This is a genomic window from Micromonospora sp. WMMD882 (assembly GCF_027497255.1).
Classification (GTDB): Bacteria; Actinomycetota; Actinomycetes; order Mycobacteriales; family Micromonosporaceae; genus Micromonospora.
Window position 1 is genome coordinate 1,554,555 of sequence record NZ_CP114903.1, and the last position, 16,490, is coordinate 1,571,044.

15 protein-coding genes are annotated in these 16,490 nt (G+C 74.4%); 8 read left to right on the forward strand and 7 right to left on the reverse strand.

The window, feature by feature from the left end; translation table 11 throughout:
• The first annotated feature begins 40 nt into the window (after positions 1-40).
• From O7606_RS05965 to O7606_RS05980, 4 genes are all read left to right on the forward strand, one after another.
• Positions 41-388, forward strand: a complete 348-nt coding sequence (locus O7606_RS05965; protein WP_281598058.1) for a TcmI family type II polyketide cyclase — start codon at positions 41-43, stop codon at positions 386-388.
• A 19-nt stretch (positions 389-407) separates the two neighbouring features.
• Positions 408-1,757, forward strand: a complete 1,350-nt coding sequence (locus O7606_RS05970; protein ID WP_281598059.1) for an NAD(P)/FAD-dependent oxidoreductase — start codon at positions 408-410, stop codon at positions 1,755-1,757.
• 235 nt (positions 1,758-1,992) lie between these two features.
• The gene (locus O7606_RS05975; RefSeq protein ID WP_281598060.1) at positions 1,993-2,895 is read left to right on the forward strand and encodes a hypothetical protein; all 903 of its coding nucleotides are present in this window, start codon (positions 1,993-1,995) and stop codon (positions 2,893-2,895) included.
• Between the two features lie 114 nt (positions 2,896-3,009).
• The gene (locus tag O7606_RS05980) at positions 3,010-3,219 is read left to right on the forward strand and encodes a hypothetical protein (RefSeq protein ID WP_281599512.1); all 210 of its coding nucleotides are present in this window, start codon (positions 3,010-3,012) and stop codon (positions 3,217-3,219) included.
• An 866-nt stretch (positions 3,220-4,085) separates the two neighbouring features.
• Here the strand turns inward: O7606_RS05980 and O7606_RS05985 are convergent.
• The 3 genes from O7606_RS05985 to O7606_RS05995 form a co-directional block, all read right to left on the reverse strand.
• Positions 4,086-6,194, reverse strand: coding sequence for an amino acid transporter (locus O7606_RS05985; RefSeq protein WP_281598061.1), 2,109 nt, complete (start codon positions 6,192-6,194; stop codon positions 4,086-4,088).
• A 153-nt stretch (positions 6,195-6,347) separates the two neighbouring features.
• Positions 6,348-7,118, reverse strand: coding sequence for a DUF5995 family protein (locus tag O7606_RS05990; protein WP_281598062.1), 771 nt, complete (start codon positions 7,116-7,118; stop codon positions 6,348-6,350).
• A gap of 106 nt (positions 7,119-7,224) precedes the next feature.
• Positions 7,225-10,200 carry a helix-turn-helix transcriptional regulator gene (locus O7606_RS05995; protein WP_281598063.1) on the reverse strand — a complete coding sequence of 992 codons (2,976 nt, stop codon included), beginning with the start codon at positions 10,198-10,200 and terminating at the stop codon, positions 7,225-7,227.
• 187 nt (positions 10,201-10,387) lie between these two features.
• Here O7606_RS05995 and O7606_RS06000 point away from each other — a divergent pair, with 187 nt between their 5' ends.
• Positions 10,388-12,220, forward strand: a complete 1,833-nt coding sequence (locus tag O7606_RS06000; RefSeq protein WP_281598064.1) for an adenylate/guanylate cyclase domain-containing protein — start codon at positions 10,388-10,390, stop codon at positions 12,218-12,220.
• A 58-nt stretch (positions 12,221-12,278) separates the two neighbouring features.
• On the opposite strand, the gene O7606_RS06005 is transcribed toward O7606_RS06000, so the two are convergent.
• Together O7606_RS06005 and O7606_RS06010 are read right to left on the reverse strand one after the other, a co-directional pair.
• Positions 12,279-12,857 (reverse strand): dienelactone hydrolase family protein, encoded by a 579-nt coding sequence (locus O7606_RS06005; RefSeq protein ID WP_281598065.1) that lies wholly within the window; start codon positions 12,855-12,857, stop codon positions 12,279-12,281.
• 4 nt (positions 12,858-12,861) lie between these two features.
• Positions 12,862-13,866 (reverse strand): zinc-binding dehydrogenase, encoded by a 1,005-nt coding sequence (locus O7606_RS06010; protein ID WP_281598066.1) that lies wholly within the window; start codon positions 13,864-13,866, stop codon positions 12,862-12,864.
• Between the two features lie 136 nt (positions 13,867-14,002).
• Between O7606_RS06010 and O7606_RS06015 the strand changes: the two genes are divergently transcribed.
• Together O7606_RS06015 and crcB are read left to right on the forward strand one after the other, a co-directional pair.
• Positions 14,003-14,476: a CrcB family protein gene (locus O7606_RS06015; protein WP_281598067.1), complete on the forward strand. Its 474-nt coding sequence runs from the start codon at positions 14,003-14,005 to the stop codon at positions 14,474-14,476.
• Positions 14,473-14,835, forward strand: coding sequence for a fluoride efflux transporter CrcB (gene crcB / locus O7606_RS06020; RefSeq protein WP_281598068.1), 363 nt, complete (start codon positions 14,473-14,475; stop codon positions 14,833-14,835). The genes O7606_RS06015 and crcB overlap by 4 nt, the downstream gene beginning before the upstream one ends.
• Positions 14,836-14,846: 11 nt before the next feature.
• On the opposite strand, the gene O7606_RS06025 is transcribed toward crcB, so the two are convergent.
• Both O7606_RS06025 and O7606_RS06030 read right to left on the reverse strand, forming a co-directional pair.
• Positions 14,847-15,275, reverse strand: a complete 429-nt coding sequence (locus O7606_RS06025; RefSeq protein ID WP_281598069.1) for a hypothetical protein — start codon at positions 15,273-15,275, stop codon at positions 14,847-14,849.
• Positions 15,265-15,456 (reverse strand): helix-turn-helix transcriptional regulator, encoded by a 192-nt coding sequence (locus O7606_RS06030; RefSeq protein ID WP_281598070.1) that lies wholly within the window; start codon positions 15,454-15,456, stop codon positions 15,265-15,267. The genes O7606_RS06025 and O7606_RS06030 overlap by 11 nt, the downstream gene beginning before the upstream one ends.
• Positions 15,457-15,671: 215 nt before the next feature.
• Between O7606_RS06030 and O7606_RS06035 the strand changes: the two genes are divergently transcribed.
• Positions 15,672-16,490: an SAM-dependent methyltransferase gene (locus O7606_RS06035; RefSeq protein ID WP_281598071.1), complete on the forward strand. Its 819-nt coding sequence runs from the start codon at positions 15,672-15,674 to the stop codon at positions 16,488-16,490.

Genomic DNA, 16,490 nt, shown 5'->3' on the forward strand with positions numbered 1-16,490 from the left:
CGCCCACCGGGCCCGGGCACCGGCCGCGAAAGGGGTACCGATGGGTCGGCTACTGACCGTCAGCAGGATCGTCCCCGGCTCGGAAGGACGCATCGCCCAGATCTTCGGCGAATCCGACGCCACCGGGCTGCCCGCCATGACCGGCGTACGGCACCGCTCCCTGTACTGCCTGCACGACATCTGCCTGCACCTGATGGAGACCACCGACGTCGACCCCGGCGCGGCGGCCGACGCCCGCACCCACCCGCTCTACCTCCAGGTCAACGAACGGCTCTCCGCCCACACGTCCCCGTACCTGCCGACCTGGCGCCAACCCCGGGACGCCATCGCCGGCTGCTTCTACCGCTGGGACGCCACCGCCAGCCCGTCCCCCGGCCCCGCCGACTGACCACGCCACAGGAGGTCCCGTGTCCCCCAGCCGTCCCCACGTCCTGGTCATCGGCGCCGGCACCGGCGGCCTGTGCCTCGCCCACGGCCTGCGCCGGGCGGGCGTCAGCGTCGCCGTCTACGAACGCCACCGCGCCCGCACCGACGGACTGCTCGGCTACCGGGTCGGCATCGGCCCCACCGGCAGTCGGGCGTTACGCGAATGCCTGCCACCGGAGCTGTTCGACACCTTCGTCGCCACCTGCGCCCGATCCCCCGCCTACTTCAACGTCATCACGGAGAAACTCCGCCAGACCGCGTCGTTCGCCCTGCGACCCGACACCGACCCGCTCGGCACCGACCGGTCCGTCTCCCGGATGACCCTGCGCCAGGTCCTGCTCACCGGCATGGACGACGTGGTCCACTTCGACCGGACCTGCGTCGGCTACGAACAGCACGACGACGGCGCCGTGACCGCGCGTTTCGCCGACGGCGGCACCGCCACCGGGGACCTGCTGGTGGCCGCCGACGGCACCCACTCCGCCATCCGCCGGCAGTACCTGCCGCACGCCGTCACCCGCGACGCCGGCACCATCAACATCGCCATGAAGATCCCGCTCACCGAACACACCCGCAGCCTGCTGACCGAGCGGATCCTGCACGGCATCTCCCTGATCTTCGCCAACGGCGGCGTGATGGGCATCCTGCACGTCATGGAGTTCAAGTGGGACACCACGGGACGGCCACGGTCCGGCATCGGCAGCGCCGACGCCGAACTGCTCGGCCACTGGCCCGGACTCCTCTACGACAACACCCGCGACTACATCGCCATCGTCGTCTGGAGCGCCACCCGCCGTTTCCCGGCCGACATCATGCGCCGCCGCGGCGAGGACCTCGTCCAGATCGCCCTCGAACTGACCAGAGGCTGGCACCCCCACCTGCGGGAGCTCATCGCCCGCAGCGACCCCGGCAGTTGCCTGCCGGTCAAGGTGGCCACCTCCGAACCGGTCCCGCCCTGGAAGCCCAGCACCGTCACCCTGCTCGGCGACGCCATCCACACCATGACCCCGGGACGCGGCTCCGGCGCGAACACCGCCCTGCGTGACGCCGCCCTGCTCTGCCGGCAGATCACCGCCGCGGCCAACGGCGAGAAGACCCTCCTGGACGCCGTCGGCACGTACGAGGCGCAGATGCTGCCGTACGGGTTCGCCCGGGTCGCCGACTCGCTGAAGGACAACGGCACCAACGGCGACGACGCCCTCTACCGTCCGGTCGTCGGTCGACTCGCCCTGCTCGGCGCCCGCGGCTACTTCGGAGTCGTCAGCCGGGTACCGAGGCTGCGGCAGCGGTTCGTCGACGAGATCTACGCCTACCGGGGCGCGCCCGACTGACCCCGTCGGCGCGCCCACGCCGGGCCGGCCTGCGCCGACGCCGGCCCGCTGACCGGCAGCCCGTCACCCACCGCCACGTCGACGCGGCACGGCGCGTCCACGTGGCCGCCCTCCCACCTGCCCGTCGGGCCGATCCGTCCGACACGCTCCCGGCCTGGCTGAGCCGGTAACCCGGGTATGCGAAGCTTCGGCGGACTTTTCTCGCACTTCCGCCGTACGCAATGGGAGGTACGCCGTGGCGTGGACTTTCGGGCACACACTGTTACTGATCCTGGCTCTGATCGCCGGCACCGCGGCCGGTTGGGCGCTACGCGGCCGGCCGGCCGCCGACCGGACGCGGTCGAGGGAGAACCCGGCCCAGCCGGTCCCGGCCCAGCCGGTCCCGACCCGACCCGTCGCCCCGACGAGCTCTCCGGTCGCCGCGCCGGCCGACGACGACTCCGCCACACCGGACCGGACGTCCGACGCCCTCCCGACGGCAACCGCGTCCCCGGTCGCCGAGGTGGCGCCCGCCACGCCCGAGGTCGCCGAGATGTCCCCGACCACGTCCGAGGTCGCGCCGGATGCGGTCGATCCGGCGGCGGCCCAGACCGACGTGACGCCGACGGCTCCCCCGAGCAGCGAGGAGAGCGTCCCGGCGACGTCGCCCGAGCCCGAGCCCGTTTCCGTCGCGCCCCCGGCCGCGTCGGTCGACGCGACGTCGACGGACGGGGCTGTCGACGGGCCGGTGACGGACGAACCGGCGGCCGTCGCCCCGCTGCCGAGCGGGAGCATTCCCGGCCCGCGTGCCTCCGACGAGTCCATCGCCCCTGACGAGTCCTCCGCCCCCGACGAGCCCATCGCTCCTGACGAATCCTCCGCCTCCGACGAGCCCATCGCCTCTGACGAATCCTCCGGTCCCGACGACTTCCGGCGGATCCAGGGCATCGGCCCGAAGATCGCCACCGTGTTGCAGGACGCCGGTATCCGCACCTACCGGCAGCTCGCCGAGTGGGACGAGCCTCGCCTGCGTGAGCTGGTCCGGACGGCCGGCCTGCGCAGCGCGCCCGGCCTGGCGACCTGGCCGCAGCAGGCCAGGCTGCTCGCCGGCGCTCCGGACGAGGTGGAGAAGGTGCTGCCCCGCCCCGCCACCGCCTGACCCGCTCCCGCCCGCCCCCGCCGGCGGGCCGGCGGGGGCGGGCGGCTGTTTGGGCGTTTGCGGGGGGTGGGTACACCCTGCCTCACCTTGACCACTGTCAACGAGGAGGCAGCCATGCGGCGTGGCCCGTCGATTTTCGGCGTTCTTCTGGTCATCTGGCTCGTCATCGGCGCGGTCGCCGCTGGCCAGCGGGGCTATTTCAAGGGTGACGACACCAACTGCGCCGAGGCCGGCACGATCCTGGTCACGGTGGTGGCCGGCCCGCTGAACTACATCGGGGCCAACCCCAAGGTCGACTGCACGCTCCCCCAACCCTCCGAGTAGAAGGTCGCCCGTCAGTTCCTTCTCTTCCGGCCCGCGTCCACCAAGTGGTGACGCGGGCCGGCGCGTGTCTGACGGGAGTCCGTCGTCAGGCGCGACCGGCCATGCTACCCCTACAGCATCCTAGGAGGATGGGTTGATGTCCCGGTCGGTTGAGCCGGGCGGCCCGGATGATCTGGGCGTGCCGGTGGTCACCGGCCGGCCAGGCTTCGGCAAGGACGGTGGGCCACCGCGGTCGGTGCCACCGCCTGGAGCGCGTCCGCGCGGGACGCGCTCCACCCGATGGCAGCGCCAGGTCATCGCGTCCGATCCCCGGCAGCCGTCGTACGACGCCCTACTGGAGGCCTGCGCCCTCGCCCTCACCGAGCACCCCCGCGCCGCCCGGTACCTCCTGGATCCCCACACGACCCACCCGGCGCGCGCCCGCACGTCGTCGCACGACACCACGACACCACGCCACCACCCTCACGTTCAGTGATGCCCTGCCGGATACCCGCACATCTCGTTGCTCCCTTTGCTCTGCGCCCTGATACGCACCGATTACCCACGGTGATCAGACCCCCAATGCGACACCACCTCACCCTGCCGATGTTTCCCATGCTCAAGCAGAGTGGTGCCGATACGGGTGCAGAGCAAAGCCTGCGACTGGGTGGACAACCGTCACCTATGGCGTCACACTGCGCAACGAAACGACGGCCAAGCCGGGCGGTCACTACGGGTAGTTGACCCCAGGTACCGGCGCCCAACGTCACCATCAGCCCGGCACACCGATCCGACCGCCTCTCCGTCGCGAGCGCCCACGGGACACGAGCAGCCGCGCGCCGGGAGCGGATCGGATCCCAGGCGGTGCGCCGGAGCGGCCCGGTTGGTCAGCCGCCCACGTGGATGCCGGGTCGACGGGTCGGATCGGGCTCGGCCCTGCGGAGGATCTCGCGTACCACCGGTGGAGTGTCGCCCCGACCGAGCACCAAATACCGCACCAGATGTGCGACCGGGCTGCCCTCGGACCATTCGAAGTGGCAGTGCGGGCGTACCCCGGCGCCGTCCCGCAGCGCCAGCAGGATCGCCGCGATGGCGTTCGGGGTGGCCGGGCTGCCGGCGCGCAACACCCGGTACCCGGCCACCTCCACCCCGCGTACCCGCAGCACGTCCCGGAATCCCGACGGGTCGGTCACGTCGATCTCCAGGAAGAGGACGTCGGTCGCGCCGGGCACCGGGTTCATCGCGCGCTGCCCCCGCTCCTTGAGCGTGTACTCCTTCGCCGAGCCGGGGCCACGCTTGTGGGCGATCAGGTGCAACCGGCCGCTACGCCGCAGCGAATCGGTGACGAACCGGCGGGCGGCCTCGTCGAAGTCGACCCGGTCGGCACGCAGCTCGGTGGTCCGGGAGACCCGGGACACCAGCGACACCACGATGATCGCGGCGATGAACAGCGCCGAGATGGCGATCCCGTCCGGCTTGGCCACCACGTTCTCGACCAGCGCGTACAGCAGGACCACGGTGAGCACGGCGTAGCCGGCCACCAGCCGACGGCGTCGGCGGCGCAGCGCGGAGATGGTGACCGCCACCGCCGCGGAGACCAGCATCGCCAGGATGCCGGTGGCGTACGCGCCGGCCTGCGCGGTGACGGACGCCCCGAAGGCCACCGTGATCGCCACGCTGACCAGCGTGTAGACGATCACCACCGGGCGCACCGCCCGTCCCCACTCCGGCGCCATCCCGTACGACGGAAGGTACCGCGGCACGATGTTGATCAGCCCGGCCATCGCCGAGGCCCCGGCGAACCACAGGATGAGCACGCTGCTGACGTCGTACGCGGTGCCGAAGAGCTCACCGAGGCGCTGGTGGGCCAGGTACGCCAGGGCCCGCCCCTCGGCCGCGCCGCCCGGCCGCAGCTCCGTCTCGGGAACCAGCAGGGTGGTCACCAGGCTGGTGCTGACCAGGTAGCCCGACATGATCAGGGCGGCGGTGGTGAGCAGGCGGCGGGTGTTGCGGATCCGGGCCCGCAACCGCTGCCCGGGATCCTCCCCGGCGCCGGCCACCAACGGCATCATGCTCACCCCGGTCTCGAACCCGGACAGCCCCAGCACCAGCAGCGGGAACGCGAGCACGGCGGTGACCAGTACGTCGCCCGGCCCACCGAGCGCGCCGACCGCGCCCCACCAGTCCCGCAGCACCTGCCCGTCGGCGGCGACCGCAGCCAGCCCGGATCCCACCACGACCGCGTTGAGCAGCAGGAAGGCCACCACCAGCGGGACGGCGACGCCGACCGCCTCCCGGAAGCCGAGCAGGAACACCCCGCCGAGGACGAGCAGCAGCGCGACGGTCACCAGCACCGCGACGGTCCGGCCGGCGAGCGCCGCCGGCAGGTACGGGTTCTCCAGCAGGTGCACGGTAGCGTCGGCGGCGGAGAGGGTGATCGTGATGATCCACGAGGTGGCGACGAAACCGAGCAGCACCAGGACGAAGAGCTTGCCGCGCCAGAACGGCAGCAGCCGTTCCAGCATCGCCACCGAGCCCTGACCGTGCGGGCTCTCCCCGGCCACCCGCCGGTACATCGGCAGCATGCCGGCCAGGGTCAGCGCCACGATCGCCAGGGTCGCCAGCGGGGAGAGCACCCCGGCGGCGAGCACCGCGATCCCCGGCAGGTACGACAGGGTGGAGAAGTAGTCGACCCCGGTCAGGCACATCACCCGCCACCACGGGTGGGCCCGGACGCTGCCCTCCCCCGCCTCCGGCCCGGCCGGCTGGACGAAGTGCCGGAACATCCACCGCCGCAGCGGCCCCGGCGGCGGGTCGGCCCGGCTCGGGACCTCGACGTGGTCCGGCAGGACGCGCCCGTCGTCGCGGCCCGGAACCCAGCCGGGCGGACGGCCACCGGCAGCCGGGTCGGGTCGACGCCGCGCCGTGGCCGGGTCGGGTCGACGCCGCACCTCGGTACGCCGGACCTGTCCCCCGTTGCGCCGCCGGTTCGCCATTGGCCTCCCCTCCCACCCCTACACGGTAGGTGGCAAAAGACGCGGATCGGCAAGATCTACCGGATACCGCTCTGGGTCGGTCATCCGTCGACGCCGACGCCCCGTCGGACGGCAGCGACGGAGGCGTCGAACGCCGCGCGGCGCGGCCGGCGGCTATTGGAGCAGCGCCCCGAGGGGCGAGAGCAGCAGCCGGCCGAGCCGGGCGGCGGTGTCGTCGAGCCGGGCCCGCTCCCCCTCCCGGGCGAGGGTGTCGTGCCGTACCCGCCAGATCCGCTGCGCGTTGCGCCACGCCACGTCCCGGGTGTACTCCACCAGCCCACCCTGGTACCAGTCGTCGAGGTTGCCGTTGAGGGTGTCGATGATCAACTGCCAGCGGTCCAGGTAGCCCCGCCGCAACACCGGGATCGACTCGGCGAAGATCTCGTTGATCTGGAGGTAGTCCCGGTGCTGGTCGCTGCCGTCGACCGGCTCGGACTCCAGGTGGTCGAACGTGGTCACCAGGGCGAACGGCAGATCGAAGTTGATGTGCGCGTTGACCCCCGCCGCCGCCGACGGCAACGGCCGGGCGTCCGGGCCCTGCATCCGCTCCAGGATGCAGGTCCAGGCCTGCGGCGTGCCCGGGCTGCCCTCGGTCCACAGCCGCAGCGCGTCGAAGTACCGGGCGGCGAACTCCACGTCGAGCCGGGACAGGAACGCCGGGTCGGCGAAGCTGCCGTCGTACAGCCGCTCCAGCACCTTCTCGGTGATCGTCAGGTACAGCCCGTTGAAGTCCGCCAACGGGCAACTGGCCTGCAACGGAGGCAGGCGCACCAGGACGTCCTGCAACTTGGTGAGGTGGTCGACCACGGCCGGCACGTCAGCGGGATGCTCGGCGAGCAGGTCGACGATGTCCTGGTGGACCGGACCCCAGACCGATTCGGTCATCTTTCCTCCACTGTGCTCCTGCGGCGCCCCCGGGTCGCCGCCGGTGCCCAGCCTGGCAGCCGAGCAGAGCTCGCGGATCAGTAGAACGACGTATCCCTCGCCGACCTCAGCGGGGCCGGTGCCGCAGGTGGATCGCGCTGGCCTGGACCCTCGTCCGGACCTGGAGCTTGTCGAAGATGTGCGACACGTGCACGCCGATGGTGCGTTCGCTGATGAACAGCCGCTGGCCGATCTCCCGGTTGGTCAGCCCCTCGGCCACCAGGGCCAGCACCTCCCGCTCACGCGGGGTCAGCACCGCCAGCTCGTCGGGCGCCGGCTCGGGCGGCGGCGCGTCGGCCACCTCGGTGGCCGTCCGCACCGACACCCGGGCCCGGGTCGCCAGCGCCAGGATCTCCTCGCTCAACGGCCGGGCGCCCAACGACTGGGCCATCTCGTACGCCTCCCGCAGCAGAGCGGCCGGCACCGGGTCACGGGTACGCCGGGCCAGCAGCGCCTCGGCCTGCCGCAGCCGGGCGTACGCCGCCGGGTAGGGCTGGTTGCGCCGGTCCCACACCCGGGCCGCGTGCGCCCACAGCTCGGGGTCGCCGGGGCCGTCGAGCCGACCGACCTCGGCGTCGCAGAGCGCCAGGAACGCCTCGACCACGTCGCGCACCGGTCGGGCGGCCTGGGCGCTCTTGCGACGGACCCGGTCGGCGATCTCCCGCAGCCGCCGGACCGCCGTCTCGTCCACCGGGACGGTCCGATTCGCGTACGCCTCCGCCTCGGCCCGCAACCCGTGCCAGACCAGCGTGCCCAGCAGCACGATGTCGTCCGAGCGGCTCTCGGTCAGCCCCCGGGCCACCGCGTGCCGCGCCTCCGCGTGCCGCCCCTGCCACATGGCCAGCCCGGCCCGGAGGGTCAGCATCGGCAGCACGTGCCGGGCCGAGCCGCCCCCGGCCAGCAGGGTGGCCACCGCCTCCAGATCCCGGTCGGCGGCGTCCACGTCGCCGTACCCGACGGAGAGTCGGCAGCGGGCCAGCAGCAGCTCCGCGGCGTCCGCGCCGGACGGCCGGTGGCGCAGCGCGGCGGCGATGACCTTCTCCGCCTCGGCCCACTGGCCGACCCGGAACAGCCCGTTCGCGGCGGTGGCCAGCAACCGGGTCTCCGAGGTACGGCCCTTGCCCAGCTCGGCGACCCGCTCCGCGCCCCGGCGGGCCACCACCACGCCCTCCTCCACGTTGAGCGACTCGGTCAGCAGGGTGGCCAGGTGGAAGTACGCGAGCTCGACGTCGCCCGGCCGGCCGGACCGCTCGGCGGTCTCCAACGCCTCCCGGACCACCGCCAGACCGGCGTCCGGATCCTCCAGGCGCGCCTCGCTGAAGCCGAGAGCGGAGCTGGCCACCACCCTCGCCGTCGAGGTCGGCGTCTCCACCGACACCACCGGCACGCCGTCCACCGACGCTGCCGGAGTGGCCGTCTCCACCGCCGCCGCCAGCTCCAGCGCCGTCCGGGCCTGCCGGTTGGCCTCGGCGTACCGACCGAGTTGCAGCAGCAGCTCCGCCAGACGGGCGGCCGCGCCGGCCCGTTCGTGCGGGGAGCAGTCCGCAGCGGCCAGGGCCCGCTGGTACTCCTCCTCGGCCAGCGCGGAGCGACCGGCGGCGGCGAGATAGCGCGCCCGCCGGATGTGCAGGGCGCAGGTCGGCGCGCCGGGCAGGCCGGCCCGCTCCTCCAGCAGGGCCAGCGCGCGGGCGTGCTCACCACAGTGGTGGGCCGCCTCCGCGGCCTTCTCCAGCAGGGTCACCCGCTGCTCGTGCCCCGGGCCGGTGACCGCCGCCGCCTCCAGCGCGATCGACCAGTGCCGGTGCGCCTCGGCGTACCCGTGCAGCCGCTCGGCCTCCTCGGCCGCGGCCACCGCCGCCCGCAGGGCCCGGGCCGGCTCGCCGGCCCGCCGCCAGTGGTGGGCCAGCCGCGCCTGGTGCAACTGGGGCGGCCCGTCCACCGCCCGGGGCCGGTGCGACGGCGGCGGACCGGCGGCCAACGCCTCGGCGTACCGCCGGTGCAGGGCCGCGCGTTCGGCCGGAAGCAGCTCGTGCACCAGCACCTCGGCGACCAGCCGGTGCCGGAGCTGGTACGCGTCCTCGGCGTCGATCAGCAGCCGATGGTCCCGGGCCGCCCGGACCGCCTCCAGGAGCTCGTTCTCCGGCAACGGGACCACCCGGGCCAGCAGCCAGTGCTCCACCGGCTCCACGCCGGCCGCGACCGCGCGCACCACCTCGTGGGCGTGCGCCGGCAACGCGTCCACCCGGTCGAGGAAGATCTCCCGCAGGGTGACCGGTATCCCGTCACGCCCGTCCCGCAGGTCCCGGGCCAGCTCCTCCACCAGGAACGGGTTGCCGCCGCTGCGCCGCCACACCCGCTCGGCCGCGTCGGTGGTCAGCGGCCGACCCACGATCGCCGCGGCGAGCTGGTCGGTCTCGGCCCGGCCCAGCGGCCCCAGGTCGAGCACCCGCACCGAACGCAGCCGACGCAGCTCGGTCAGCACCCGGCGCAGCGGGTGCGCGCCCTGCAACGCCTCGGCGCGGATCGCGGCCAGCACCGAGAGCTGGATGTCACCGAGCCCGGCCAGCAGGTACAGCAGGAGCTGCCGGGTGCTGCGGTCCACCCACTGCAGATCGTCGAGGACCAACACCAGCGGTCGCCCCTCGGCGATCAGGTGCAGCCCCCGTGACACCCGTTCCAGCAGGGTGCCCGCGCCGTCGCTGCCCGGGGTCTCGTCGGCGAACATCTGCAGCAGGCCGCGTACCGCCGAGGAGGCGCGGGCGTGGGACGCCTCGTTCTCGAAGCGGCGCAACGCCTGCAGCAGCGGATGCAGCGGGGAGGCGTCGCCGATGTCCAGGCAGCTCCCGGTGAGCACCACCGCGCCGGCCGTCCGCAGCCCGCCGGCCACCTCGCCGAGCAGGCGACTCTTCCCGACGCCGCTCTCGCCGTTGACGAAGACCGCGGCGGTCTGCCCCTGGGGCACCCCGTCGAGCAGGGCGGCGCGCACCATCGCCACCGCGTCCGCCCGGCCGACGAGCGGTGCGGTGTCCACATCGCTGGCCATGGCACGCAGCCTAGTGGCACTCGCTGAGGGGTTCATAAGGGTAAATCCAACCTGTGGTACTCCCCGCGTCGTCATTACGACTAAATGGTTGCTGTACGCCGACATACGTCGTTCGGCAGATCCGCCGTCGACCCGCTGGTGGGAATCTCCAGAAGTCGTCCGACACCACGGGGGAAAGGTGAGCGCGATGCCTCTCAGCACAGTCACCCAGCAGGCAGCACCGACGATGATCGTGGAGCCACGATGGCCGGTGCCGGAGGAACGCCGCACGGTCAGCGTCCTCTTCGCCGACATCGTCGGCTCGACCAGGCTGGTCGACCGGCTCGACCCGGAGGACGTCCGGGCCCTGCAACGGGACTACTTCGACACCATCGCGACAGTGCTGCGCCGGTGGAACGGGGTGGTCGAAAAGTACATCGGGGACGCCGTCATGGCCCTGTTCGGCGGGACGGACTCCGACGGCTTCGACGCGTACCGGGCGGTGCGCGCGGGGCTGGAGATCCAGCGGACGCTGGACCGCCGGCTCCTCGCCGGCGGCGTCGCGGTGCGGATCCGGGTCGGGGTCGCCACCGGCGAGGCCCTGGTCGACCTGGCCGCCGTCCACGACGGCGGGCACGCGGCGGTCAGTGGCGCGGTGGTCACCCTGGCGGCCCGCCTCCAGGAGCACGCCCCGCACGGCGCGGTCGTGGTCTGCGCGGCCACCCGGCGGGCCACCGCCGACCTGGTCGGCTACCGACGCCTGCCCGCGGTGACGATGGCGGGCAAGGACCTGCCGACCGACCTCTGGCAGGCCGGGGTGGACGCGCCGACCCGCCCGGCCGGTGGGGAGCCGCCGCTGATCGGCCGGCGGCGGGAGCTGGCCACCATCCGCGACCACCTGGTGCGGGCGATCAGGGGCCGGGCCCCGGGCTGGCTGACGCTGGTCGGGCCGGACGGCATCGGCCGGACCCGGCTGCTCGCCGAGACGACCCGGGCGGTACGGCGGGTCGACGGCCTATCGGTGCGCTGGTGCCGGACGCAGTGCCCGCCCGGCCCGGAGGCTCCGCTGGCCCCGGTCGCCGGCCTGGTGCGGCACGTCGCCGGCATCACCACCGAGGACACCCCGGACACGGCTCGGCGACGGCTGGCCGACGCGTGCGCTCCGCTGGTGCCGGCGGGTCTGCTGACGGCGACCGTGGCGGCGCTGGACACGCTGCTCACCGGAGGCGAGGACCCCGCCGGTCAGGGGCTCCAGCGGGGGCTGGAGGTCCTGCTCGGCCTCGCCAGCCGGCAGCCGGTGGTGGTCGCGGTGGACGACGTGGACCGGGCCGGGCCCGAGGTGAGCCGGTTCCTGCACCGGCTGCACGCCGCCGCGACCGCCCGGCGGCTGCCGCTGGTCGTCCTGGTCACCCACCACCCGGACGGGGCCGACCTGATCCCGCTCGGCGCCGCGAACCGCCGCCACCGGGTCACCGTCGCGCCGTTGGGCGCCGTCGACACCGGCCGCCTGCTGCGGCACCTGCTCGGCGACGGCAGCGCCGAGCAGGTTGCCCGGCTGCTGCCGCTGGTCGGTGGCAACCCCGGCTACGCCCGTGCCTACGCCGGGCGGGCGGCCGACGGCTGGCCCGAGGCGGGCGAGCCGCCGGTGCCGGAGGAGGTCCACCGCTGGGCCGCCGCCCGGCTCGACCGGCTCGACGGCGTCGGCCGGGCCGTGCTGATGGCCGGCGCGGCGTTCGGGCCGGGGTTCTCCGCCGAGGATCTCGCGCGCCTGCTCGACGTGCCGGCGGAGACGCTGCCGTCGACGCTGCGGGAGCTGGTCGGGCGGGGCCTGCTGGTCTGGCGTTCCGCCCGGCAGTGCTACGACCTCGCCGACCGGACGCTGGCCCGGGTCGCGTACGAGCGGCTGCCCCGCACGGTGCGGGCGGAGTTCCACCGCCGCGCCGAGTCCGTCTCCCGGGCGGACGCCGGCCGGCCCGCCCGGCTGGCCGGCGCCACGGCCCCACCGACCGTGCCCCGGCTGGTCGTCGCGGCGGCGGCCTGACCGAGCGGCGCGACGACCAGGTCCGCCCGTCGGCGGAGGGGAGGACGGGCGGACCTGGTCAGCCGGAGGCGGGGGTCAGCGGCAGCGACTCCCGGACCCGTCGCCAGAGCAGCGCGGTCTCGGCCGGCGCGTGCTCCGGCAGGTCCGGGTCGGTGAAGAGGTGGGCGACGCCCGGATAGCGGCACACCTCGACCCGGGCGCCGGCCGAGGTCAGTCGCCGCTGCCAGGCGGTCACCTCGTCGGGCGGGTCGTACGGGTCGGGGTCGGCGATGTGCAGGCGCACCGGCAGGCCGACCCGGACCGCCTCGGGCGTGCCGCCGGTGCCGTGCAGGAGCAGCAGGCCGGCGGCGGCGGGGCGCTCGGCCAGCAGCGCCCCGGCCACCCCGGCGCCCATCGACAGACCGGCCAGCACCGTGTCGGCGGGCAGGTCACGCGCCGCCGCCCGGGCCCGCTCCAGGACGGTGTCCAGACCGATCCGGTCCAGCAGCGCGAAGCCCTCCTCGACGGTCCCGACCGGCGGCACGCCGTACAGGTCCGGGGTGACCACCCGGTGACCGGCGGCGCGCAGCAGGTCGGCGGCGGCCAGCACCGCCGGACGCAGCCCGTACACCGAGTGGAACAGCACGATCTGCCTCATCCGGTCATCCTGCGCCGTCCCGGTCCGGGCCGGGGGCCGGCGCGCCGACGACCAGCAGGGTCTTGCCGAACACGGCACGCGCCTCGATCGCGCGGTGGGCGTCGGCGGCCCGGTCCAGCGGGAAGGTCTGCCCGATCACCGGGCTGAGCCGGCCGGCCGCCGCGGCGGCCAGGGCCCGGGTCAGGTGGGTCCGCGCCGACTCCGGCGGAAACCGGAGGTCGTCGATGCCGATCACGGTGATCGCCCGGTCGGCGGCCCAGCCGGGGTCGGGCGCCGCGAACGAACCGGCCGGGGTGCCGTGGGCGGAGAGTCGGCCACCCGGCTCCAGCAGGTCGAGGGCGGCCCGCCCGTAGTCGCCGCCGGCGCCGTCGAACAGCACGTCGAGTCCGCCGACGACGGCGCGCACCTGGTCCGTCCAGTCCGGCGTGGCGTAGTCGACGACGTGGTCGGCGCCGAGCCGACGGAGCCGGTCCAGTTTCGCCGCGCCCCGGGCGGCGGCGACCACCGTCGCCCCGGCGGCGTGGGCGCACTGCACGAGCAGCACCCCCATGCCACCGCCGGCCGCGGTGACCAGCACCCGGTCACCGGCCCGGACCGGCAACCGGTCGAGCACCCCGAAGGTGGTGGTCCCGTCGTGCAGCAGGGCCGCCGCGTCGGCGGTGGCGACCCCGTCGGGCACCGGCGTCAGGGCGGCGACCGGGACGGCGACGCGTTCGGCGTACCCGCCGTACTGGCCGGTGCGGGCGGCCACCCGACGGCCGCGCCAGGCCGGGTCGACGCCCGGCCCGAGCGCGCCGACCCGGCCCGCCACCCCCGGACCCGGCCGGTACGGCGGCTGGACCGGGAAGTACCGGCCACCGTGCCCGGCCCGGATCATGGTCTCCGCCCACAGCACGTCCGCCACGGCCACGTCGACCACCACCTCGCCCGGGCCGGGCACGGGCTCCGGCACGTCGACCGGGACCAGCACCTCCGGCCCCCCGAACCTGGACACCTCGATCACGCGCATGCCGCCTCCTCGTCCTCGACGCCGGTCGAGTCTCGGAGGTGAAGCGGAGTTGAAGTCAACGGGTGGATATGCTGATCATCGGGCAGCCGGCCGGCCGCCCAGGTCGCGCCCGGCGCCGCGTACCCGGGGAGGAGCCATGGCCGACGGTCCGCGGACCGACCCGGACGTCGACCTGCGCCGACCCGCCGACCGGGTCGAGCTGCGCGCCCGCCCGGCGGCCACGCTCGGGGCGATCGCCGCCGGTGGCATGCTCGGCGCGCTGGCCCGGGCCGGGGCGCAGGCCGCCGTGCCGCACCGGCCCACCGGTTTCCCGTGGGCGACGTTCGGGGTGAACGCGCTCGGCTGCCTGCTGATCGGCGCGCTGATGGTGCTGCTCACCCGGGTCTGGGGCGGCCGATGGTTGCTGCGCCCGTTCCTCGCGGTCGGGGCGCTGGGCGGTTTCACCACCTTCTCCGCGTACGCGGTGGAGGCGCAGCAGGCGGTCCGGGCCGGCGCCCCGGCCGTCGCGCTGGCCTACCTGACCGGCACGCTCGTCGCCGCGCTGGCGGCGGCCCGGGCCGGGGAGGCGGCCACCGACTGGCTGCTGGACCGGCGTGGGGTGGACCGGTGACCATCCTGCTGGTCGCGTTGGGCGCGGCGGTCGGCGCTCCGCTGCGCTACCTCACCGACCGGGCCGTGCAGGCCCGGCTCGGCCCGGCCTTCCCGTGGGGGACGCTCACCGTCAACGTGACCGGATCGCTGCTGCTCGGCGCGCTCGTCGCCGTACCGGTCGATCCGGCGGTGACCGCGCTGGTCGGCACCGGCTTCTGCGGCGCGCTGACCACCTACTCCACCTTCGGCTACGAGACGCTGCGGCTGGCCCGGGGCCGGGCGCGGCGCGCCGCGCTGGCCAACGTGACGCTCAGCGTGGGCGCCGGGCTCGCCGCGGCGTGGCTGGGTTTCGCCGCCGTACGCCTGCTGGCCGGCTGACCGGCCGGCGCTCAGCTCCGGCGGTTGATCACCGCGAACGCGGACGCCCCCACCAGGAGCTCCGCCAGGAGCAGCAGCCCGATCACCATCTGGGCGGCGACGCCGAGGCCGATGGTGATCGCCGCCGCCCCGGTGAGCGGGAGGGCGGCGAGCCCCAGCACGGCCAGGGCCCGGGTGAGCACGGCGTCGTCGCGTTCGTCCCCGGTCTGGGTCCAGGCCCGCTCGAACACGGTCGTCCGCTCCGGTCGTCTGCTCAGCCGCCACGCCACGACCAGGACGCCGAGCAGGCCGACCGCCGCTCCCTGGAGGAAACCCACCCCCATGTCGCCGGGCGCGTGTTCCCTCAGCAGCAGGCCGACGGCGACCAGCAGCGCCAGGACCGTCAGCATGCTGCCGAGCACCAGCGGCCTACGCAGGGGGTTTCGTGAATCAGTCGACATGGAAGATCTCCTCGACGGCGCGGTGGAAGTGCCGGGCGATGGCGATCGCCAGCGACAGGGACGGGTCGTAGCGTCCGGTCTCGATCGAGTTGATCGTCTGGCGGGAGACCGCCAGCGCCTGGGCCAGCTCACGCTGGGAGAGGCCGGCGGCCAACCGGAGCTCACGCAGGTCGTTCCGCACGAACCCCCTGATGTCAAGCAAGCTTGTCAGGTAAAGGATGCTTGACATCAACGACGTGGTCAAGTCCGCTCCGGGCCGGGCGACACGCCCGGGCAGCGGATAGGTGTGACGCGGAGCAGGGATTTCGTCGCTACGCGGCCGGGCGGTGCCGGGCCCGGAGATCGTCTCTGGTTACCCTGGGAGCGGTATCATCGATCGCCGACAGGGAGTCGTCAGTGACACAGACCGGGCACCACGCCGAGCCGGGGCCGGTCGCCCAGCCCCGGGTCGACAGTTCGGTGGCGCACAACGCCCGGGTGTGGAACCACTGGCTGGGCGGCAAGGACAACTTCGACGCCGACCGCCGGGTCGGCGACCACGTCCGCCAGATGTTCCCGGTGATCGGTGAGGTGGCCCGCGCCGACCGGCGGTTCCTGGCCCGGGCGATCGGCTTCCTGGCCGGCGACGCCGGCGTCCGCCAGTTCCTCGACGTGGGCACCGGGCTGCCGACCGCCGACAACACCCACGACCTCGCCCAGGCGATCGCGCCCGAGTCCCGGATCGTCTACGTCGACAACGACCCCATGGTGCTGGTGCACGCCCGGGCGCTGCTGACCAGCCGGCCCGAGGGCGTGACCCGCTACGTCGAGGCGGACGTGCACCAGCCGGAGACGATCCTGGCCGCCGCCGCCGAGACCCTCGACCTCGACCGGCCCGTCGCGGTCATGATGCTCGGCATCCTCAACTTCGTGCTGGACACCGACGAGGCGTACGCGATAGTGCGCCGGCTGATGGACGCGGCGCCGTCGGGCAGCTACCTGGCCGTCACCCATCCCACCCTGGAGCTGGACGGCGAGGCGAACATGGCGGCGATGGAGTTCTGGAACGCGCACGCCGCCCCGCCGATCCGGGCCCGCACGGGGGCGGAGATCGCCGGGTTCCTCACCGGGCTGGAGCTGGTCGAGCCGGGACTGGTGTCCTGTTCGCGGTGGCGGCCGACCAACCCGGACGCCCCGTCGGTGCCGCAGTACGGGGCCGTCGCCCGTAAGCCCTGA